Below are 20987 nucleotides of genomic sequence, written 5' to 3' on the forward strand. Positions count from 1 at the left end.
GTCATTGCGCCGAACATCTTCGCTGTCTCGCTGCTAGCCACCATGCAGCGCCCGGCTCGGCTGTTGCACCGGCATCTTGCCGGTGCGTCGGCGCTGCCTAGAATCGGCCCCATTCGCACCTACCCCCGCTTCGCCTACAGGAGTTACCGCCATGATGAATGCCATGCAGATGCCGATGAACATGAATGCCGCCATGCCGATGATGCCCATGATGGGCATGCCGATGATGATGGCGACCATGCAGTGCGAAACGATGGACGACGGCATGCTGTGCAAGATGATGCCGGCGATGGGCATGGACATGGGCCAGTTCCGCAACAGCGCCGAGATGATGGCGATGATGATGAACTGCGGCATGCCCATGATGATGCAGTGCGGCAACCTGGCGATGATGGGCATGTCCCAGGCCTGCATGGCGATGATGCCGACGATGGGCATGGGGATGGGCATGCCGATGATGGGCATGGCTCCGATGAAGTGCATGATGGAGTGCTCCATGCAGGGCGACGCCATGCACTGCAGGATGATGCCGATGCAGGGCATGGACATGGAGATGTTCAAGAACTGCTGCATGCTGATGGCGAAGATGATGGAGTGCGGCATGCCGATGATGATGAGTTGCAACGGCATGCCGATGATGTGCTGCACCTGCTAATCCGTCGCCAGATGGAAAAGGCCCGCCCGGGATGACCGGGCGGGCCTTTCTTCGTCCATGGCAGCAGGGCCGGGGTCAGTCCAGGCGCTCCGGGTAGGTCATCACCAGGTACGCCAGGGCTTCGCTATCGGCGGGGTTGCGGTAGCTGTGCGGCTGGTCGGCGTAGAACAGGATCGAGTCGCCGGTGGCGAGCAGGAAGCGCTCCTCGTTGACCCGCACTTCCAGTACCCCCTGCGCCACCACCAGGTTCTCCTGGGTGCCGGGGGCGTGGGCTTCGGCGTCTTCCTGGCCGAGGCCGCGCAGGCGCAGTTCGTAGAACTCCACCTGGCGCGCCACATCGAAGGGGAACAGCGCGCGGCTGGTGAAGGCGCCGTCGGCGCTGACCAGGCGCTTGCTCTGTTGCGCCGGCAGCACGGCGACACCGGCGAAGGCGCGATCGTCGAGGAAGGCTGCCACCGACACCTTGAGACCCTGGGCGATCTTGCACAGCACCTTGATCGACGGCACGCTGCGCCCGGACTCGATCTGCGCCAGCATCGCCCGGCTGACACCGGAAATCCGCGCCAGGGCGTCCAGCGAGAGATTGCGCTTGCCGCGCAGGCGCAGCAGGTTGTGGGCGACGCGCTGGCCAATCAGATCATCGGGTTCGGTATGCACGCCGGCGGCCAGTTCCAGGTGGGCGACGCCATCGCTGGCGGGCAGGTTCATCGGTCAGGCCCGGCGGCTGCGCTCGTCGTGCCTGGCTGGCGGTTGCGGCACGGCGTAGCCGGCCCGCCAGGCGTACACCGCCCACATCATTTCGCCCAGGCGGCGTGCCTGGCGGCGCGAGCGGTAGCGGGCGAAATCGATGACGTTGTCGGTGCGGTCCATGAGGCATTCCTCGGGCGGCGGGTTCGATGGCAGCCAGACTATCCCTTCGCCGCTTAGAGCCATAAATACTAAGTTTTTATTTATTAATTCATTTTTGTGCTTACAAGGAACGCCGAACCGTACCGAGCAGTATATTTATATTCTTTAAAGGTATTTAAATTAATTTTCTTATTCCAATAAATTAAAGGCTCTCGCGTACCTGCCGACCAATCGGCGCGCCGCACCGAATCCATGCCGCCTCGCGCGGTATCTCGTGCCCGGCGTGTCCGGGCTTGCGTGGGAGTCAGCGATGTCCGTTTCCCTTCCGGCGCCAGCGCGCGCCGACGTTCCCTTGCAGATCCGTGCCCTCGATGCCGCGTTCGGCGCCGAGGTGCTCGGCCTCGACCTCGGGTTGCCCCTGGCCGCCGAGGACTTCCGCCGTATCCACCGGGCGCACCTGGACCACCATGTGCTGGTGTTCCGCGAGCAGCGCATCACCCCGGCGCAGCAGATCGCCTTCAGCCGGCGCTTCGGTGAGTTGCAGATCCATGTGCTGAAGCAGTTCCTGCTCCCAGGGCATCCGGAGATCCTCATCGTTTCCAACATCGTCGAGAACGGCCAGCCCGTCGGTCTCGGCGATGCCGGCAAGTTCTGGCACTCCGACCTTTCCTATAAGGAGCTGCCGAGCCTCGGCTCGATGCTGCATGCCCAGGAGCTGCCGGAGGAGGGCGGCGATACTCTGTTCGCTGACATGCACAAGGCCTGGGACAGCCTGCCGGAGGCCCTGCGCAAGGCCATCGAGGGACGCACGGCGGCGCATTCCTATACCGCCCGCTACAGCGAACCGCGCTTCGAGGGCAACTGGCGGCCGACCCTGAGCGCTGCCCAGCTCGCCGAGGTGCGCGAAGTGGTCCATCCGATCGTGCGCACCCACCCGGAAAGCGGGCGCAAGGCGCTGTTCGTCAGCGAAGGTTTCACCACCCGCATCCTCGGCCTGCCGGCCGACGAGAGCGCCCAACTGCTCGCCGAGCTGTATGCGCACAGCGTGCGCCCCGAGCACATCTACCGGCATCGCTGGCAGGCGCATGACCTGGTGTTCTGGGACAACCGCTCGCTGATCCATCTCGCCGGCGGTTGCCCGGCACACCTGCGGCGCAAGCTCTACCGCACCACCATCCAGGGCGACGCGCCGTTCTGACGACGGCACGCGCTTCCCCCTTTTCGCCAGGAGCGTTTCCATGAACCGCATTCCCCGTTTCACCCGCCTGGTCGCCGCGCTCGGCCTGGGCCTGAGCCTCGCCACCACGCTGCTGGCCAGCCGGCCGGCGCAGGCCGAGGGCGAGATCCGCATCGCCGAGCAGTTCGGCATCGTCTACCTGCTGCTCAACGTGGTCCGCGACCAGCGCCTGATCGAAAAGCACGGCCAGGCCGAGGGCCTGCAAATCAAGGTCGACTGGACCCAACTGTCCGGCGGCGCGGCGGTCAACGATGCGCTGCTGTCCGGGGCGATCGATATCGCCGGTGCCGGCGTCGGTCCGCTGCTGACCATCTGGGACCGTACCCGCGGGCGCCAGAACGTCAAGGCGGTGGCCTCGCTGGGCAACTTCCCCTACTACCTGCTGAGCAACGACCCGCGGGTCAGGAGCATCGCCGACTTCGGCGCCGGGGATCGCATCGCCGTGCCGGCGGTGGGGGTTTCGGTGCAGTCGCGCTTCCTCCAGTACGCCGCGGCGAAGCAGTGGGGCGACAAGCAGTTCGACCGCCTCGACAAGTACACCGTGGCGCTGCCGCATCCGGACGCCACCGCCGCGCTGGTGGCCGGCGGCACCGAGCTGACCGGGCATTTCTCCAACCCGCCGTTCCAGGACCAGGCGCTGGCCAACCCGAAGGTCCACGTGGTGCTCGACAGCTACGAGCTGCTGGGGCCGAATTCGCCGACCGTGCTGTTCGCCACGGAGAAGTTCCGCCAGGACAACCCGAAGACCTACCGGGCCTTCGTCGAGGCGCTGAAGGAAGCGGCGGCCTTCGCCCAGAACGACAAGGCGGCCGCCGCCGATACCTATATCCGGGTGACCGGGGCGAAGATCGACCGAGCCGCGCTGCTGAAGATCATCGCCAATCCGCGGGTGGAGTTCAGCGTCACGCCGAAGAACACCTATCCGCTGGCGGAGTTTCTCTACCGGGTCGGTGCGATCCGCAACAAGCCGGCCTCCTGGCAGGACTATTTCTTCCAGGACGGCGCGCCGTTGCAGGGGAGTTGAGACGCCGATGAACGCCGCCTCCCGCCAACCTTCCACGCTCCCCGCCGACGCCCTGCTGGCGGTGGACGGAGTCAGCCTCGAATACCGCACCCGCTCGCGCGTGGTGCGGGCCACCCAGCGGGTCAGCTTCGAAGTCGACCCGGCCGATCGCTTCGTCCTGCTCGGCCCGTCCGGTTGCGGCAAGTCGACCCTGCTCAAGGCGGTGGCTGGCTTCATCACGCCCAGCGAGGGCGAGATCCGCCTTCAGGGACAGGCGGTCAGGGCGCCCGGCCCCGACCGTATCGTGGTGTTCCAGGAGTTCGACCAGTTGCCGCCATGGAAGACCGTACGGCAGAACGTGCTGTTCCCCTTGCGGGTGTCCGGCCAGGTGACGCGCGACGAGGCCGAGCGACGCGCCGACGAATGCCTCGAGAAGGTCGGCCTGGCGGGCTTCGCCGAGGCCTATCCGCACACGCTGTCCGGGGGCATGAAGGCGCGGGTGGCGATCGCCCGGGCGCTGGCGATGCAGCCGAAGATCCTGCTGATGGACGAGCCGTTCGCCGCGCTGGACGCGCTGACCCGGCGAAAGATGCAGGAGGAACTGCTGCGCCTGTGGGAAGAGGTGCGTTTCACCCTGCTGTTCGTCACCCATTCCATCGAGGAGGCGTTGGTGGTGGGCAATCGCATCCTGCTGCTCTCGCCGCACCCGGGGCGGGTCCGGGCCGAAGTGCACGGCCACCCGTTCGGGCTGCACAGCCTTGGCGGCGAGCCGCTGCAAGCCGCGGCGCGACGCATCCACCGCTTGCTGTTCGACGAGGGCGGCGAACCGACGGCGGCCGCGACCCTCGACTTCGCCGATATCCGGCTGGCCCATTGAGCAGAGGAATCGATCGATGAGTCGAGTCACGCGCGTTCGCGAAGAATACGAAGTCCAGCTCGAACCCCTGCTGGAGGTCTCCCTGGAGCGGCGCCTGCCCCTGAGCCAGCGTCTCTGGCAACAGGGCTGGCTGCGCAAGGGGCTGATCCTGGCGCTGCTGGCGCTGGCCTGGGAGCTGGCGGCGCGGGTCCAGGGCAACGACCTGCTGCTGCCAGGCTTCCTGCAGACGGCCAGGGCCCTCGGCGAGGGCCTGGCCAGCGGCGAACTGCCGGCCAAGGCGGGGATCTCCCTGCTGGTGCTGTTCAAGGGCTACCTGCTGGGGATCGTCCTGGCCTTCGTTCTGACCAGCCTGGCGGTCTCCACGCAGTTGGGCCGCGACCTGCTCGGGACCCTCACGGCGATGTTCAACCCGCTGCCGGCGATCGCGCTGCTGCCGCTGGCGCTGCTCTGGTTCGGCCTGGGCCAGAACAGCCTGATCTTCGTGCTGGTGCATTCGGTGCTCTGGGCGCTGGCGCTGAACACCTATGCCGGTTTCCTCGGTGTCTCGGAGACCCTGCGTATGGCAGGGCGCAACTACGGCCTGCGTGGCCTGCGCTTCGTCCTGCTGATCCTGGTGCCGGCGGCGCTGCCGTCGATTCTCGCCGGGCTGAAGATCGGCTGGGCCTTCGCCTGGCGCACGCTGATCGCCGCGGAACTGGTGTTCGGCGCGAGCAGCGGCAAGGGCGGGCTCGGCTGGTACATTTTCCAGAACCGCAACGAGCTGTACACCGACAAGGTATTCGCCGGCCTGGCCGTGGTGGTGCTGATCGGCCTGCTGGTGGAGAACCTGGTGTTCGGCAGCATCGAGCGCCTCACGGTGAAGCGCTGGGGAGTGCAACGCTAGGGCGGCGGACGGGTGGAGTGTTACGGCAACTTTCTCGGCAACTGTTGCGCTGGCGCGGCGGCAAAGCGGAGTAACGTCTTGCCCGCACCCACTTCAAAGGATGGAACGAATGTCGCTCTCCGTGGATCTGCTGCTGGCGTTCTCCCTGTTCGCCTTCGTCACCTCCGTCACGCCCGGTCCGAACAACACCATGTTGCTGGCCTCGGGGGTCAACTTCGGTTTCGTCCGCTCCATCCCGCACATCCTCGGGATCAGTTGCGGCTTCTTCATCATGGTGATGGCGGTGGGCTTCGGCCTGGGCACGGTGTTCGAGGCCTATCCGGTGCTGTACACCATCCTGCGCTACGTCGGCGCGGCGTACCTGCTGTACCTGGCCTGGAAGATCGCCACGTCCGGCCCGGCCGGCAACGACCCGGAGGGACGTGGCAAGCCGTTGAGCTACTGGGGCGCGGCGGCGTTCCAGTGGGTCAACCCGAAGGCCTGGGTGATGGCGGTCGGCGCCATAAGCACCTATACGCCGTTGCAGGGCTACTTCACCAACGTGGTGGTGATCTCGACGGTATTTGCCCTGATCAACGCGCCGACCATCGGAATCTGGGCCGGTTTCGGCAGCATGCTGCGCAACGTGCTGCGCGATCCGCGCTGGCTGAGGGTGTTCAACGTAGGGATGGCGCTGCTGTTGGTCGCGTCGCTGTACCCGATCCTCGCGGAAAGCCATTCGGCCTGACCTGTCACCACCCTATCAATTGTATTAGCTCGTAACTCGTCGCCATTTCGTGAAGAGTTTTTCGCTCGGTGCCCAGCCTCGGAAGGGGGAGAGCGATGCAGGAGCGACATGGCTTACCGTTACGCAGCTTTTCGTCGGGCAAGGCGCTGACCGCGGGACGCGCAGCGCGCCCGGAGGTTGCGCAGGAGCGGCGCTACCTGCAAGGCGCCCCGCTGGGGCTGGAGTTGCCGGGACGAATCGCCTTGCGCGACCCGCATTGCGCCTGGCAATGGTTCGAGCCGGAGGCGGCCGCGGAAGCGTTCCCGGCGACGCACTGGCTGGCGGCGTTCCTGGTACTGCTGGGACGCTACGGCAACGAAGAGATCACCCTGGGCTTTCCCGAGCCGATCACGGTTCGCGGGCGGCAGGCGCCCGCGCTGCTGCGTTCCTCCTACCGGGCGATGGAGTCGTCCGCCGAACGTAGCGCGCGGCTGGCGGAAGAACTCGATGACGCCCGGCGGCAGCTATCCGCCGACGGCCAGGAGCGCGCCGCCCTGGCCGGGCGCTGCGCGGTCCAGGTGCTGGCGGCGCGGCCGACGGCGAGCAGCCCCGGCTGGCTGGCCCTGGTGCTGGCGGCGGACGGCAGCGTCGGCCTGGCTCTGCGCGATCCCCAGTACGACGAATTGCGGCGTATCGCCGGCCATCTCGCGCGCCTGGCGCGCGGCCTGGTCGACGCCCAGGCCTGCGTCGGCCGGCTGCCCTGGCTGGACGCCGACGAAGAGCGCCGTTTGCAGGCCCTGCGCAGCGAGCCCCAGGCCGCCCCGTCGCGCGGCGTACTCCACCATCTGTTCGAGGCCCAGGCGCGGCGCACACCGCAGCGCATCGCCGTGCACGCCGCCGACCGTAGCCTCAGCTATGCCGAGCTGGAGCGCGAAAGCGCCGCGCTCGCCGTGCGCCTGCGCGCCGCCGGGGTGGCTCCGGAGCAGCGGGTCGGGGTCTGCCTGCGGCGCGACAGCGGCCTGCTGGTCGGCCTGCTTGGCGTGCTCCGCGCCGGCGGTTGCTACGTCCCGCTGGACCCGGCCTATCCGGAGGAGCGGGTGGCCTACATGCTCGACGACGCCGACTGCCTGCTGGTGCTGGTCGACGCGAGCACCCGCGAGCGGGTCGCCGCGCTGGGCCGGCCATGCCTGACGCTGGAGGAGGGCGGCGACCAGGCGAACGACCTGGCGCTGCCCGCGAGCGAGGTCGGCGCCGACCACCTCGCCTACATCATCTATACATCCGGATCCACCGGACGCCCCAAGGGCGTCGCCATCGAGCACGGCAGCGCCCATGCCTTCCTGCGCTGGGCCGGCCAGCACTATGCCGCCGAAGAATGGAGCGGGGTACTGGCGGCGACCTCGGTGTGCTTCGACCTGTCGGTCTACGAGCTGTTCGGCACCCTGGCCGAAGGCGGCACGCTGCACCTGGTGGAAAACCTGTTCAGCCTGCCGGACTACCCGCGCCGCGACGAGATCAGCCTGCTCAATACCGTGCCCTCGGTGTGTGCCGCGCTGCTCGCCCTCGGCGACCTGCCGGGCGGGGTGCGCACGCTGAACCTGGCCGGCGAACCGCTGCGCGGCCACCTGGTGCGACAGATTCGTGGCCAACCCCAGGTACGGCGCCTGGTCAATCTCTACGGGCCGACCGAGGACACCACCTATTCGACGGCGCACGAACTGGACCTGCACGCCGAAGCGCTCGACGAGCCGCCCATCGGCCGACCGCTGCCCGGCACCACGGTGGAGGTGCTCGACGGCTTCGAGGCGCCGCTGCCGCTGGGCGTGGCCGGGGAACTGTACCTCGGCGGCATCGGCCTGGCGCGTGGCTATTTCGGCAAGCCGGAGCAGACCGCCGAGCGTTTCCGCGTCGATCCGGGCAGCGGCGAGCGCCGCTATCGCACCGGCGACCGCGTACGCATGCGCGAGGACGGCGTGCTGGAACACCTCGGCCGGCTCGACGACCAGGTCAAGTTCAACGGCTTCCGCATCGAGCTGGGCGAGATCGCCTCGTGCCTGGCGAGTTTTCCCGGGGTGAGCGAAGCCTGCGCCATGCTCACCGAGGACAGCGCCGGCCTGCGTCGGCTGGTCGGCTACCTGGCGGCGCCGTTCGCCCCGCCGCTCCAGGCGCTGAACGAGCACCTTGGGCAAAGTCTGCCGCACTACATGTTGCCGTCGGCGTTCGTGGTCCTGGCGGAGCTGCCCAAGACGCTCAACGGCAAGATCGACCGCAAGGCCCTGCCGCGTCCCCAGGCGACCGGCGCCGAGCCGCAGGCGCTGCCCAGCGATCCGCTGGAGCAGGCGCTACACCAGGCCTGGCAGGCGCAGCTTGGTGCGCCGCCGCGCGCCGGACAGGGCTTCTACGCCGCCGGCGGCGATTCCCTGCGGGCGGTGCACCTGCTCGCGACGCTGCGCCAGCGACTGTCCCGACGCGTACCGTTGCAGGCGTTCGCCGGTGGCCCGGCGACCCCCGAGGCCCTGCTGGAACTGCTGCGCCAGGCCGCGCCCGAGGGCGACGAGCCGGAGCCGAGCGCCGGCGCCGCCGGGCTGAGCCTCGCCGAACGGCGCCTGTGGGTGGCCCAGCAACTGGCGCCGGAGGACACCTCCTACAACCTGCTGGCCCACCTGCGCATAGTCGGCGCCACGGCCGACGCCATCGAACAGGCCTTGCGCCAGTTGCTGGAACGGCATGTGGCGCTGCGCCGGCGTGTCGAAACGGGCGTCGACGGGCCGCAGCCGCATGCGCTGGCGGCGCATGCGGTGCCCCTGCAACGCCTGCTGGCGAGCGACGCCGTCCACGCCGAGCGGTTGCTGGAGGATGGCGTGCGCCGTGAGGGCGCGCGAGTCTTCGACCTCGCCCACGAGGCGCCGGCACGCCTGCTGCTGGTCGTCACCCGCGACAGCGCGCGCGCCGACCTCCTGCTCAGCGTCCATCACTACGCCTTCGACGATGTGTCGCTGGCGGTCTTTGCCGCGGAACTGAAGACACTGCTCGATGGCGGTCGCCTGGGCGTGCTCGCCAGCACGCCGGAACAGGTTGCCGCCCGCGAGCGCGCGGCGTTGGCCTCGGGACGCCTGGACCGTGTCGCCGAGCGCTGGGCTGAGCGTTTGTTGCCGCTGGCGAAGGCTCCCGGCGCCGCGCCGGCGCGCCCGGAGGAGAGCGGCGGGCGCGCCGGCCAACGCCTCGCCCTGCCGGTTTCCGCCGCCGTCCATGCCGCCTGCCGGGCGCTGGCCGAACGCACCTCGGTAAGCCCGTTCAGTGCTGCGCTACAGGCCTTCGCCGAAGTGCTCGGCGCCGAACTGGGCGTCGACGACCTGCTCGTCGGCGTGGCCCTGGCCGGGCGTTCGCGCCTGGAAATGCAGGGGCTGGTCGGCTGCTTCGTCAACCTCCTGCCGCTGGCGGTCGGCCTGCGTCCGGAGCAGTCCGTGGAGTGGCGCCTGCGCCAGGTCGGCCATGATCTGCTGGAACTGCTCGAACACCAGGACGTGCCCCTCGAATGCGTGACCCAGGCCCTGCGCCAGCGCGGCGCCAGCGGCCTGCCGATCCGCATCGCCTGCGGCGCGCACAACGGTCGGGCGGCCCCGGCGGTGGATGCCGGGGTGCGCGTCGAAGCCGACTTCATCCCGGTGCCTGGCGCGCGCCTCGACCTGACGCTGTGGCTGGAAGACCAGCCGCAGGGTTGGCTGGCCGTCTGGACCGGGGTCAGCGCGATCTTCGACCTGCACCGCATCGAGCGCCTGCACCAGGCCTGGGAGCGGCGCCTGCTGGCGAATGCCGGCGAACCTATCTCGAAACGCATGTCGCCGGAGGGCTGCAACGCTTCCTGACGACCCCGAGCCTCCCACGGAGAACAGCGATGGAACGAACAGCTCCCAGTCTCACCGGTCGCGGCTTCGCCCGGCCGCGCAATCTCAGCCCGCGCAGCAGCGAGGCGCTGGTGCGGCGCCCGGCGGCGGAGCGCGACGGCCTGCCGCTGCTGATCGAGGCACAGGCTCCCGGCCTGTCCCTGGCCGACTGGATTCGCGAGCAGGGCCAGTCCCTGCACGACGACCTGAACCTGGCTGGCGGCCTGTTGCTGAGAGGCTTCGAGGTCGACTCGGCAGAGCGCTTCCGCGCAGCCGCCGCTGCCTTCGCCCCGCAACTGCTCGACTACAAGGAGCGTTCCTCGCCGCGTAGCCAGGTCAGCGGCGAGGTCTACACCTCCACCGAGCATCCGGTGGACCAGCCGATCTTCCTGCATAACGAGCAGTCCTATACCGCCGACTGGCCGCTGTACATCATGTTCCATTGCCAGGTCGCGCCGCTCGAGGGCGGCGCCACCCCGGTGGCGGCCAACCGGCTGGTGCTCCGCCACCTGCCGGACGAATTGCTGGAACGCTTCGGGCGCTTGGGCATCCTCTACGTGCGCAACTACCGCGCCGGCCTCGGCCTGTCCTGGCGCGAAGCGTTCCAGACCGACAGCCGCGCCGAGGTCGAGGCGTTCTGCGCTGAGCACCGGATCGCCCATGCCTGGATCGGCGACGAGCACCTGCGCACCTGGCAGAGGCGCGCGGCGTTCCAACGCCACCCGTATACCGGCGAGCGCCTGTGGTTCAACCACGGCATGTTCTTCCATGCCACCAGTCTCGAGCCGGGCCTGCGCGATGCGCTGCTGCGCAGCGTCGCCGAGGAAGACCTGCCGTACCAGACCTACTACGGCGATGGCAGCCCGATCGAGGCGCAGACCCTGGCGACCATCCGCAGCGCCATAGACCGCGAGACGCGGCGCTTCGACTGGCGCGTGGGCGACGTGCTGATCCTCGACAACATGCTCGCCCAGCACGGCCGCGAGCCGTTCCGCGGGCCGCGACGGATCCTCACCATCATGTCCACGCCGTATTCCAGCCTGGCGCCCGCCGACGTCCCGCCGACACCTTCGCGCCTGGCGCTCGGAGGTGCCGCATGAGCGCCTCGTTCAGCGCGCCGCGCCTGCGCCCCCGGCAGCTCTCGGCCGGCGACCTGGTGGAGGAAAGCCTGCTCGACCCGGCCAACGACTACCTGCGCATCGTCCGCGCGCGCCAGCCGGGCATGGACCTGCGGCAATGGATCGCCGCCGCCGGCGCAGGGCTGCGCGACAGCCTGCTGCGGCATGGCGGCATCCTGTTTCGTGGCTTCGCGGTAGACGGAGCGGAGGGCTTCTCCCAGGCGGTACAAAGCTTTTCGCCGAACATGCTCGACTACCTGGAGCGCGCGGCGGCACGCCAGGAAGTGGCGCACCGGGTGTTCACCTCCACCGAGTTCTCGCCGGACGGCTGGATTCCGCCGCACCACGAGATGTCCTACTCGCACAACTGGCCGAGCTATATCCACTTCTACTGCCAGACACCGCCCGCCACCCAGGGCCGCACGCCCCTGGCCGACGAGCGCCGGGTCAGCGCTCGGATACCCGAGGCGATCAGGCAGCGCTTCCTCCGCCATGGGGTGTGCTACGTGCGCAACTACGGGCCGGAGATCGACCTGACCTGGCAGGAAGGCTTCCAGACCGACAGTCGCGCCGAGGTCGAGGCCTACTGCCGGCAGACCGGTACCCAATGGACCTGGCTCGACGACCAGCGCCTGAATACCCGCCAGGTACGCCAGGCGATGGTGCGCCACCCGCTCAGCGGCGAGACGCTGTGGTTCAACCACGCGCACATGTTCCATGTCTCCAACATGCCGCCGGCCCTGGCCCGGGCCTTGCTCGACGAGGTCGGCGAACAGGGCCTGCCGCGCAACGCCTACTACGGCGACGGCAGCCCGATCGAGGCGGAGGTGCTGGACACCATCCGCGCCGCCTACCGCGAGGAAACCCGCGCCTTCGCCTGGGAGCGCGGCGATGTCCTGATGCTCGACAACTTCATCAGCGTCCACGGCCGCGAGCCGTACACCGGCGAGCGCAAGGTGCTGGTGGCGATGACCGACCTGCATGTCCACCAACCCTGAACCCGTGCGAGGGATAGCCATGAGTGCGTCAGAAGACCTGCAATCCGCTGTGCAACCGGCCGCGAGCGAAGCGCTCGAAGGATTCCCGCTGTCTCCCTTGCAGACCCGCGCCTGGCGCCGCCATGCCGAGCGGCCGGAAAATACGGTTGTCGGCGTGCGCCTGCACGCCCCGGCCGATCCCGTGGCGACGCTGGAGCGGCTGCGCCGGGCGCTGGACGGCGAGGCGCAACTGCGCGTGGCCTACCGGACGATGCCGGGCATGAGCCTGCCGGTGCAGGTACTGGATGGGCGCGCGGCCGATCTGCTGGTCGAGCGCCTGCCGGGAGACGGCGACTGGGCCGGACGCTTCGCGCGCGAAAGCGCGCGTCTCGCCGCTTCGCCCCTGGGCGGGGAAGGCCAGCCGGTACTGGCGCTCGGCCTGCTGCTGGACGCCGCCGGAGAGACGCTCCAGGGGCTGTTGCTGGCGGCGCCGGCGTTCGTCGTCGATGCGGCCAGCCTGGTGGCGCTGCTGCGCCGCGGCCTGGGGCCGGCCGGCCAGGCGAGCGCGGACGAGGGAGACGAGGCGCTGCTGTTCCAGCATTTCTCCGAGTGGGCCAACGAGGCGCTGGCCGGCGAAGACGGCGAAAGCGCCAGCGGTTACTGGCGCGAGCAGGCGGCCGTTGCGGCGGAGAGTCCGCTGGCGCTGGCGGACGACCTGGGCGAAGGCGAGTGGACGGCGCGGCGCCTGCTGCCGCGCGCGCTGCTCGAACGCCTGGCAGCCAACGGCTTGCCGGAGGCGGCCGCCCTGCTGGCCTGGACCCAGGTCGCCGGGCAGTTCCAGGGCGACGAGGGACTGCCGCTGGAAATGGCGCGACTGGTCTCGGGGCGCCTGTTCAACGAGTTCGCCGAGCTGGCCGGACCGTTCGCCGGGGTCGCGCCGCTGTGCCTGGAGAATGTCCGCGCGGGCAGCGTCGGCGAGCGGCTCGACGCCCTCCAGGCGGCGATCCTCGCCCAGGAGGAGGCAGCGGCCCTGCGCGATCCCTTTGCCCCCGACTGGCCGCTCGCCGAGTTGGGCTTCGCCTGGCTGGCGGGCGAACTGGATGGCGCCGGGGTGGCCGAGCTGGATTGCCGTCAGCCGCCGCTGGGCGGGTTCCTCGAGTTGCAGGTGCTGCCCCACGGCGAAGGCCGGCTGGCCAGCCTGCGGGTCCGCCGCGACCATGACGGAACGCTGGCCGGGCGCTTGCTCGACGCCTGGGTCGAATGCCTGGAAAGCATCGCCGCCGACAGGCAACTGCCATTGGCCGGGCTGCCGTTGATCGGCGCGGCCGAGCGCGAGCGCTACCAGGCCTGGCAGGGCGAGCGCGTGGAGCCCGCGCCGGTGGAATCCCTGGTGGCCGCGTTCGATCTGCGGGCCGCCCTGCAGCCGCAGGCGCCGGCGTTGCTGGATGCCCACGGCAGCCTGGATTTCGCCACGCTGTGCGCGCGCAGCGAAGCGGTCGCCGAAGCGCTGCTGGCTGCCGGCGTGCGGCCCGGCCAGGCGGTGGCGGTGATGACCGGGCGCAACCGCGAGGCGATCGTCGCCCTGCTCGGGGTGATGCGCGCGGCGGCGGTGTACACCCCGGTCAATCCGGAGTTTCCGGCGGCGCGGGTGGAGCGGATGCGCGAAGCGGGCGGGATCGTCTTCGCTCTTGCCGATGCCGAGTGCGCCGGGCGCGCCCGCGAGGCCTTCGCCGGGGCCTGCCTGGACCTGTCGACGCTGCCGCTTGCCGGCAGCGGCATGAGCCTGCCGGCGCCGGGCGGGCGCGATGCGGCCTACATGATCTTCACCTCGGGCACCAGCGGCCAGCCCAAAGGCGTGGTGGTCGAGCACGCCAGCGCGCTCAACCTGTCCCAGGCCCTGGCGCGCACGGTATACGCGAACGTGGTGGGCGAGGGCCTGCGGGTGACGGTCAACGCGCCGTTCTCCTTCGACTCCTCGATCAAGCAGATTCTCCAGTTGCTCTCCGGCCATTGCCTGGTCCTGGTGCCGCAGGAGGTGCGCAGCGATCCGCAGCGGATGCTGGGGTTCCTCGAAGAACGGCGCATCGACGTGCTCGACTGCACCCCGTCGCTGTTCCGCCTGCTGCTCCAGGCCGGCCTCGACGATGCCCACCCGGCGCTGCCCGGGCGCATCCTGGTAGGGGGCGAGCGCTTCGACGAAGCGTCCTGGGAGGTCGCCGCCGGCTGGCGCCGCTGCCAGGTGTTCAATCTCTACGGTCCTACCGAAGCCACGGTGAACGCCAGCCTGGCGCGGGTCGCCGAGCATGCGCGGCCGACCATCGGCCGCGCCCTGGCCAACGTCGATCTGCATGTGGTCGATGGCCTCGGTCGTCGCAAGACCCGTGGCGCCAGCGGCGAACTGTGGATCGGCGGCGCCGGGGTGGCGCGCGGCTATGCCGGCGACGCCGGCGAGGCGGCCGGGCGCTTCCTCGAGGAGGGCTGGCCGGGCAGCGGCCGCCTGTACCGCAGCGGCGACCTGGTGCGCTGGCGCGCCGACGGTTGCCTGGAGTTCCTCGGGCGGATCGACGAACAGGTGAAGATCAACGGCTACCGCATCGAACTGGGCGAGATCCGCAGCGCGTTGCTGGAACACCCGGCAGTGGGCGAGGCGGCGGTACTCACCGACGAGGCCGATGCGGCCGAGCCGGGCGCGGATCGCCGGATCGTCGCCTTCGTCACCGCCGCCGGGGAGACCGCGGACGAGTCCTGGCTGGAAGTCGACCTGCCCAGCGGGCACCGGGTCGCCGGACTGAACCTCAACGAAACCGAGTACGTCTACCAGGAAATCTTCGTCGACGAGGTCTACAGCCGCGACGGCATCGTCCTGCCGCCGGACGCGGTGGTCCTCGACGTCGGTGCCAACATCGGCCTGTTCTCGCTGTACATCGCCAGCCGCGCGCCGCGCGCGCGAGTGGTCGCCTTCGAGCCGCTGGCACCGATCCGCCGGCGCCTGGAGGCCAACCTCGGACGCTACGCACCGCAGGTCGAGGTATTCGGCATCGGTCTGTCCGACGCCGAGCGCGAGGAAACCTTCACCTACTATCCGGGCTACTCGACCTTCTCCGGGATCGCCGAGTACGCCGACGCCAGCGGCGAACGCGACGTCATCCGACGCTACCTGAGCAACCAGGGCGAGGAGGGCGGGGCCAACCTGCTGCTGGACAACATCGACGAAATCCTCGACGACCGCCTGCGCGCCGAAGCCCACCGCTGCCGCCTGCGCCGCCTCGACCAGGTGATCGGCGAACTGGGCCTGGAGCGTATCGACCTGCTGAAGATCGACGTGCAGCGCGCGGAAATGGATGTGCTGCTCGGTCTCGACGATGCGGCGCTGGCCAAGGTCCGGCAGATCGTCCTGGAGGTCCATGACAAGCGCGACGGTGCCACCGCCGGCCGCGCCGATGCCTTGAGCGACCTGCTGCGCCGCCATGGCTTCGAGGTGAGCATCCGTCAGGACGCGCTGCTGGAGGGTACCGACCGTTACAACTGCTACGCGGTGCGCCCGGGCTATGCCGAGTCGCTGGCCGAGCGCATCGACTGGCGCGCGCTCGCGCCGCGCCCCGCCGCGGCCCTCGGCGGCGAGCTGAGCGAGCAGGCCCTGCGTGGCTTCCTCGAGGCGCGCCTGCCGGCCTACATGCTGCCGAGCCGGATCGCCCGGGTCGAACGCCTGCCGCTGACCGCCGAAGGCAAGCTCGACCGTCGCGCGCTGTTGGCGGCGCTGGCCGCCGAGGCGGCCGCGCAGACCCTGGAAGCGCCGGCCAATGCCACCGAGGCGGCCCTGCTGGAGATCTGGAAGAGCGTGCTGAAACGCCCGGCGATCGGCATCAGCGACAATTTCTTCCAGGTCGGCGGCGACTCCATCCGCCTGATCCAGATGCAGGTCATGGCGCGCGAGGCGGGGCTTGCCTTTACCCTGCGCGACGTGTTCAACCACCAGAGCATCCGCGAACTGGCGCGCCTGCTGGCCGCTCCGGCGAGTCCGGCGGATGCGGCCGCGAGCTCGGCGCCGCGGGCCCTGGAGCCGTTCGCCCTGTTGTCGGCGGCGGAACGCAAGCGCCTGCCGGAGGGGCTCGACGACGCCTATCCGATGACCAGCCTGCAACAGGGCATGCTCCTGCAAAGCGAGGCCAGCGGCGATCCACGGCTGTTGCACAACGTCGTCCTGCACGAGGTGCATGGACGCCTGGACAGCGAGTTGCTGGCGCGCGCCTGGGCGATCCTGATCGGCCGCCACGCGATCCTGCGTACCGGCTTCGACCTGCACGGCGGCCAGGCGCCCTTGCAATGGGTCCACCCGGCCGCTGCGGTCGCCGCCGAGGTGCCGGTGCACGACCTGTGTGGCCTCGATGGGGAAACACGGCGCCTGCGCCTGCGTGCCTGGATCGAGGAAGAGCAGGCCACCCCGTTCGACTGGAGCCGCCCACCACTGGTGCGCCTCGCCGCGCTGGCGCTGGACGAGCGGCGCTTCGCCCTGGGCGTCGCCGAACACCATAGCGTGCTGGACGGCTGGAGCCTGCAAAGCCTGGGGGACGAGCTGCTGGCGGTCTACGCCGACCTTCTCGCCGGTGTCGTCGCGCGGGAAGCGGAAGCGCCCGCGGTAGGCTTCCGCGACTACGTGGCGCTGGAGCGTGAGGCCGAGGCCAACGCCGCCTCGGCGCTGTTCTGGCTCGACTACCTGGCCGGCGCCCGCTACCGGCCGTTGCCCGGCCTGGCGGAGGAGGGACCCCGGCGCATGGCGGCGGTCCGCGTGGACGTGCCGGCCGACAGCCTGTCGCGCTTGCGCGCCCTGGCCGAACGCAGCGGCTTGCCCTTGCGTTCGTTGTTGCTGGCGGCGCATGGCCGAGCGTTGTGCCGCTTCAGCGATGCCGATGAAGTAGTCACCGGCTTCGTCAGCCACGGGCGCCCCGAGGAGCCGGGAGCGGACCGCCTGCTCGGCCTGTTCCTGAACACCCTGCCGTGCCGGCTGTCGGCTTCCGTCGATCTGCTCGACAGCGCCCGTCGCGCATTCGACTACGAGCGCGCGAGCCTGGAACATCGGCGCCATCCGCTGGCGGCGATTCGCAGGCGCAACCGCGAGTTGCGCCTGGACAGCCTGTTCAACTTCGTCGACCTCCACCAGGACGACGCCGCGCCGACGGCGGGAGTAAGGCACGGCGGCATCCTCGACCAGGTGGTGGTGGACGTCGACGTGCCGCTGGCGGTGGACTTCGAGGTGGCCGGCGAGCGCCTCGAGGTGGGCTTCCAGTACGCCGCCGGACGTTTCCCCGCCGAGCGCGCCGAGGCGCTGGCCGACGCCTACCGCGAGGCGTTGCTGGCGCTGCTCGAGGACCCGGCGCAGCCGCCCACGGCGGCCCAGGCCGAGGACAGCGTGGAGCTGCGGCGGGTGCTCAAGGTGTTGTCCCGGGTGCTCGGCCGGCCGCTGGCGGCCGACCAGGGCTTCGCCAGTGCCGGCGGGCATTCGCTGCTGGGCGTGCAGGCGATCGCCGAATTGCGCCGGCTGACCGGCAGGCAACTGAGCCTGGGGCTGTTGCAGGGCGATCCGGATGCCCGCGAAGTGGTGCGCCGCTGCCATGCCGCCGACGCGCCGCCGTTGCCGCCCGCCACCGAGCGCGCCCGGGCCCTGTGGTTGCAGCGCAGCGGGAGCGCGCAGCCGCGCCTGCGCCTGATCGCGCTGCCGCCCGCGGGCGGCAACGCCGGCACTTTCCGTGGTTGGGACGCGCGCCTGCCGGCGGACGTGGAGCTGCTGGCGATCCAGTATCCGGGGCGCCAGGAACGCCAGGACGAGCCATTCGTCACCGATGTAGAGGCCATGCTCTGTGCCATCGACGACGCGCTCCTGCCATTGCTCGACCGTCCGTTCGCCCTGGTCGGCGCCAGCCTCGGCGGCATGCTCGCCTACGAACTGGCGGCACGCCTGGAAAGCCTGCACGGCCTGCGCGCCAGGCAGTTGTTCGTGATCAGCAGCCGCGCTCCGGGGCCGGACCTGGAATACCCGCGCTTCCATGCGATGGGCGACGCCGAGTTGCTGCGAACCCTGCGCGAGTACGACGTGCTGCCGCTGGAAGTGCTCGACGACCCGGAGCTGCGCGAGATCAGCCTGGCTACCCTGCGCGCCGATTCGCGCCTGGCCGCCGACTATCGCTACCGCCCGCGCGAGCCGCTGGCCATACCGATCACCGCGATCCTCGGCGAGCAGGACCCGGGCGTCTCCAGGGCGGCCATCGACGGCTGGCGGCGGCACGCCAGCCGCTACGAGCTGGAGACCCTGGCCGGCGGCCACGGCCTGGTGGTGACGGCGGCGGAGGAGGTCTGCGCGATCCTGCGGCAGCGCCTGGCGCCCGATGTGCCTGGCGGCGTGCCGGCGAACCTGGCAACCTGAACCGCCGGCCCCTGCCACCCGCCTGGCGGCAGGGGCCGGTGCCGTCCGTCTTCATTCGAGGTTGCCCATGGTTCTGCGCGAATACACCCAACGCCACCGGCTCGACGCCGTCGCCCCGGCCGACTACCACCGCCATCTGCCGGAGCAGGTCGCGCGCGGCCTGCCTTCCGCCGAGCTGGTGGTGTTCCGCGTCGCCGACGAGCATTCCGACACCGCGGCGTTCAGCGCACGCTACGGCTTTGGCCTGGAGGACTGCGCCAACACCCTGGTCCTGCGCTACAAGCGCGACGGCGCCGAAGGCTATGCCGCGGTGGTCAACCTGGGCTCGCGGCGGCTCGACGTGAACGGCGCGGTCAAGGCGCTGCTCGGGGCCCGCCGGCTGTCCTTCGCCGCGCGCGAGGTCGCCACCGAGCTGACCGGCATGCAGTTCGGCGGCATCACCGCGTTCGGCTTGCCCGAAGGCATGCCGCTGCTGGTCGACGCGGCGGTCTTCGAACGGCCGTTGGTGGTGATGGGCGCCGGGGTCCGCGAGACCAAGCTGCTGCTGTCCCCGGCACTGCTGAAAGACCTTCCCGGAGTGGTGGTCGCCGAACTCAGCGAAGCCGGTTGAACCCGGCGCGGAGCATCGCCGCCGCGGCTCTGCCAATTGTGGTAGGTGAAGCCTTCCGCCGTCTCTGCAACCATGCCCCCGCCCTGATCGCGACAAACGCCGGAATGCCCCGTGGTAGACGCTCGCGCCTGTTTTTTCTAAGCGTTCGCGGCGGCCACGGCGCGGTTCGTCGGACAGCCCCTCCGGATGCGTTTCCTACCTTCATCCGAGGAGCGGTAAATGATCAGGATCGACTTTTCCCAGTTGCACCAGGCCCGCGAAGATGCCGCGGCGGCCATGCCGAGCATCGCCGGCAAGAAGATTCTCATGGGCTTCTGGCACAACTGGCCGGCCGGCGCCGCCGACGGCTACCAGCAGGGCTCGTTCGCCAACATCGCGCTGGAAGACGTGCCGAGCGAGTACAACGTGGTCGCCGTGGCCTTCATGAAAGGGCGCGGCATCCCGACCTTCCAGCCATACAACCTGTCCGACGCGGAGTTTCGCCGCCAGGTCGGCGTGCTCAACGCCCAGGGCCGCGCGGTGCTGATTTCGCTGGGGGGCGCCGACGCGCACATCGAGTTGCACGCCGGGCAGGAGCAGGCGCTGGCCGCCGAGATCGTCCGCCTGGTGGAAACCTACGGTTTCGACGGCCTGGACATCGACCTCGAGCAGAGCGCCATCGACCTGGCCGACAACCAGCGGGTGCTGCCGGCGGCCCTCAAGCTGGTGCGCGAGCACTACGCCGGGCAGGGCAAGCACTTCATCGTCAGCATGGCCCCGGAGTTCCCCTATCTGCACAAGAACGGCAAGTACGTGCCTTATCTGCAGGCCCTGGAAGGCGTCTACGACTTCATCGCGCCGCAGTACTACAACCAGGGCGGCGACGGCCTGTGGGTCCAGGAGGCGAACGGCGGCAAGGGCGCCTGGATCGCGCAGAACAACGACGCGATGAAAGAAGACTTCCTCTACTACCTCACCGAGAGCCTGGCCACCGGCAGCCGCGACTTCGTGCGGATCCCGGCGCAGCGCCTAGCCATCGGCCTGCCGAGCAACGTCGATGCGGCGGCTACCGGCTACGTGATCGATCCCGCCGCGGTGAGCAACGCGTTTCGCCGCCTGGAAGCCGCCGGTCACGCGATCAAGGGCCTGATGACCTGGTCGGTGAACTGGGACGATGGCCTGAACAAGCGCGGCGAGCGCTACAACTGGGAGTTCCGCAAGCGCTACGCCAGCCTCATCCATGACGGCGAGGGCGGCGACCAGCGCCCGGCGGCGCCGCAGGGCCTGCGTCTGCTGGAGCGCGGCGAGACCAGCCTGGTGCTGGCCTGGAACGCCTCCAGCGGGCAGCGTCCGATCGATTACTACAGCCTCTATCGCGACGGCGCCATGGTTGGCCAGAGCGCCGCGCTGGGTTCCACCGACAGCGGCCTGACGGCGGACACCCGCTACAGCTATTTCGTCACCGCCACCGATACCCAGGGCAACCAGTCGCTGCCCAGCGAAGGCCTGGAGGTCAGCACCAGCGGCGGGGCGGTGGATCCGCAATTCCCGCAATGGCGGGAGAACCAGGCCTATCGGGTCGACGATGGGGTGACCTACGAGGGGCTGCGCTATCTCTGCCTGCAGGCGCACACCTCCAACAGCGGCTGGACGCCGCCGGTAGCCTTCACCCTCTGGCGGCCGCTGCGCTGAGGGGGCGGGCCGGTCCGCGCTGCGGGCCGGTCCTTTGGCCGGCGAGAGCCACGCACGGGTGGCGCCATATCCATATGCGTTTTCGGTATTTCCGCTTGA

The 20987-nt window shown here is 69.7% G+C and carries 14 protein-coding genes; 12 read left to right on the forward strand and 2 right to left on the reverse strand.

Annotated elements, in window-relative coordinates:
• The first annotated feature begins 151 nt into the window (after nt 1–151).
• Entirely contained in the window at nt 152–655 is a 504-nt protein-coding gene (locus tag ACYAF3_RS25030; protein WP_003113089.1) for a hypothetical protein, read from the forward strand.
• A 75-nt stretch (nt 656–730) separates the two neighbouring features.
• On the opposite strand, the gene ACYAF3_RS25035 is transcribed toward ACYAF3_RS25030, so the two are convergent.
• Nucleotides 731–1312, reverse strand: a complete 582-nt coding sequence (locus ACYAF3_RS25035; RefSeq protein ID WP_003122724.1) for a helix-turn-helix domain-containing protein — start codon at nt 1310–1312, stop codon at nt 731–733.
• A gap of 54 nt (nt 1313–1366) precedes the next feature.
• On the reverse strand, nt 1367–1525 hold the full coding sequence (locus tag ACYAF3_RS25040; protein ID WP_003089396.1) for a hypothetical protein: 159 nt from the start codon (nt 1523–1525) through the stop codon (nt 1367–1369).
• 289 nt (nt 1526–1814) lie between these two features.
• On the opposite strand from ACYAF3_RS25040, the gene ACYAF3_RS25045 reads away from it, so the two are divergent.
• From ACYAF3_RS25045 to ACYAF3_RS25095, 11 genes are all read left to right on the forward strand, one after another.
• Nucleotides 1815–2702, forward strand: a complete 888-nt coding sequence (locus ACYAF3_RS25045) for a TauD/TfdA dioxygenase family protein (RefSeq protein WP_003139374.1) — start codon at nt 1815–1817, stop codon at nt 2700–2702.
• A 40-nt stretch (nt 2703–2742) separates the two neighbouring features.
• Nucleotides 2743–3765 carry an ABC transporter substrate-binding protein gene (locus tag ACYAF3_RS25050; protein ID WP_003117836.1) on the forward strand — a complete coding sequence of 341 codons (1023 nt, stop codon included), beginning with the start codon at nt 2743–2745 and terminating at the stop codon, nt 3763–3765.
• A gap of 7 nt (nt 3766–3772) precedes the next feature.
• Nucleotides 3773–4621, forward strand: coding sequence for an ABC transporter ATP-binding protein (locus ACYAF3_RS25055; protein ID WP_003113091.1), 849 nt, complete (start codon nt 3773–3775; stop codon nt 4619–4621).
• Between the two features lie 16 nt (nt 4622–4637).
• The gene (locus tag ACYAF3_RS25060; protein ID WP_003117834.1) at nt 4638–5504 is read left to right on the forward strand and encodes an ABC transporter permease; all 867 of its coding nucleotides are present in this window, start codon (nt 4638–4640) and stop codon (nt 5502–5504) included.
• Nucleotides 5505–5613: 109 nt separating this feature from the next.
• Complete coding sequence (locus ACYAF3_RS25065; protein WP_003113093.1) at nt 5614–6231, forward strand: LysE family translocator; 618 nt, start codon at nt 5614–5616, stop codon at nt 6229–6231.
• Nucleotides 6232–6326: 95 nt separating this feature from the next.
• On the forward strand, nt 6327–10076 hold the full coding sequence (locus ACYAF3_RS25070; protein WP_093945258.1) for a non-ribosomal peptide synthetase: 3750 nt from the start codon (nt 6327–6329) through the stop codon (nt 10074–10076).
• A 29-nt stretch (nt 10077–10105) separates the two neighbouring features.
• Nucleotides 10106–11194, forward strand: a complete 1089-nt coding sequence (locus ACYAF3_RS25075) for a TauD/TfdA family dioxygenase (RefSeq protein ID WP_003160283.1) — start codon at nt 10106–10108, stop codon at nt 11192–11194.
• Nucleotides 11191–12210, forward strand: a complete 1020-nt coding sequence (locus tag ACYAF3_RS25080; protein ID WP_003113096.1) for a TauD/TfdA family dioxygenase — start codon at nt 11191–11193, stop codon at nt 12208–12210. The genes ACYAF3_RS25075 and ACYAF3_RS25080 overlap by 4 nt, the downstream gene beginning before the upstream one ends.
• A 19-nt stretch (nt 12211–12229) precedes the next feature.
• Nucleotides 12230–18607, forward strand: a complete 6378-nt coding sequence (locus ACYAF3_RS25085) for a non-ribosomal peptide synthetase (RefSeq protein WP_023088813.1) — start codon at nt 12230–12232, stop codon at nt 18605–18607.
• Between the two features lie 67 nt (nt 18608–18674).
• Nucleotides 18675–19217: a YbaK/EbsC family protein gene (locus tag ACYAF3_RS25090; RefSeq protein WP_003089366.1), complete on the forward strand. Its 543-nt coding sequence runs from the start codon at nt 18675–18677 to the stop codon at nt 19215–19217.
• Nucleotides 19218–19436: 219 nt separating this feature from the next.
• Entirely contained in the window at nt 19437–20888 is a 1452-nt protein-coding gene (locus ACYAF3_RS25095) for a carbohydrate-binding protein (protein ID WP_003089363.1), read from the forward strand.
• Nucleotides 20889–20987: the final 99 nt, after the last annotated feature.

This window comes from Pseudomonas sp. TZ252 (genome assembly GCF_056110345.1).

Bases quoted from the DNA above. Each gene is read 5' to 3' on its own strand.
- ACYAF3_RS25040 (WP_003089396.1), bottom strand. From the start codon at position 1,525: ATGGACCGCACCGACAACGTCATCGATTTCGCCCGCTACCGCTCGCGC.
- ACYAF3_RS25060 (WP_003117834.1), top strand. From the start codon at position 4,638: ATGAGTCGAGTCACGCGCGTTCGCGAAGAATACGAAGTCCAGCTCGAA.
- ACYAF3_RS25090 (WP_003089366.1), top strand. From the start codon at position 18,675: ATGGTTCTGCGCGAATACACCCAACGCCACCGGCTCGACGCCGTCGCC.
- ACYAF3_RS25050 (WP_003117836.1), top strand. From the start codon at position 2,743: ATGAACCGCATTCCCCGTTTCACCCGCCTGGTCGCCGCGCTCGGCCTG.
- ACYAF3_RS25075 (WP_003160283.1), top strand. From the start codon at position 10,106: ATGGAACGAACAGCTCCCAGTCTCACCGGTCGCGGCTTCGCCCGGCCG.
- ACYAF3_RS25085 (WP_023088813.1), top strand. From the start codon at position 12,230: ATGAGTGCGTCAGAAGACCTGCAATCCGCTGTGCAACCGGCCGCGAGC.
- ACYAF3_RS25070 (WP_093945258.1), top strand. From the start codon at position 6,327: ATGCAGGAGCGACATGGCTTACCGTTACGCAGCTTTTCGTCGGGCAAG.
- ACYAF3_RS25055 (WP_003113091.1), top strand. From the start codon at position 3,773: ATGAACGCCGCCTCCCGCCAACCTTCCACGCTCCCCGCCGACGCCCTG.
- ACYAF3_RS25030 (WP_003113089.1), top strand. From the start codon at position 152: ATGATGAATGCCATGCAGATGCCGATGAACATGAATGCCGCCATGCCG.
- ACYAF3_RS25045 (WP_003139374.1), top strand. From the start codon at position 1,815: ATGTCCGTTTCCCTTCCGGCGCCAGCGCGCGCCGACGTTCCCTTGCAG.
- ACYAF3_RS25095 (WP_003089363.1), top strand. From the start codon at position 19,437: ATGATCAGGATCGACTTTTCCCAGTTGCACCAGGCCCGCGAAGATGCC.
- ACYAF3_RS25065 (WP_003113093.1), top strand. From the start codon at position 5,614: ATGTCGCTCTCCGTGGATCTGCTGCTGGCGTTCTCCCTGTTCGCCTTC.
- ACYAF3_RS25080 (WP_003113096.1), top strand. From the start codon at position 11,191: ATGAGCGCCTCGTTCAGCGCGCCGCGCCTGCGCCCCCGGCAGCTCTCG.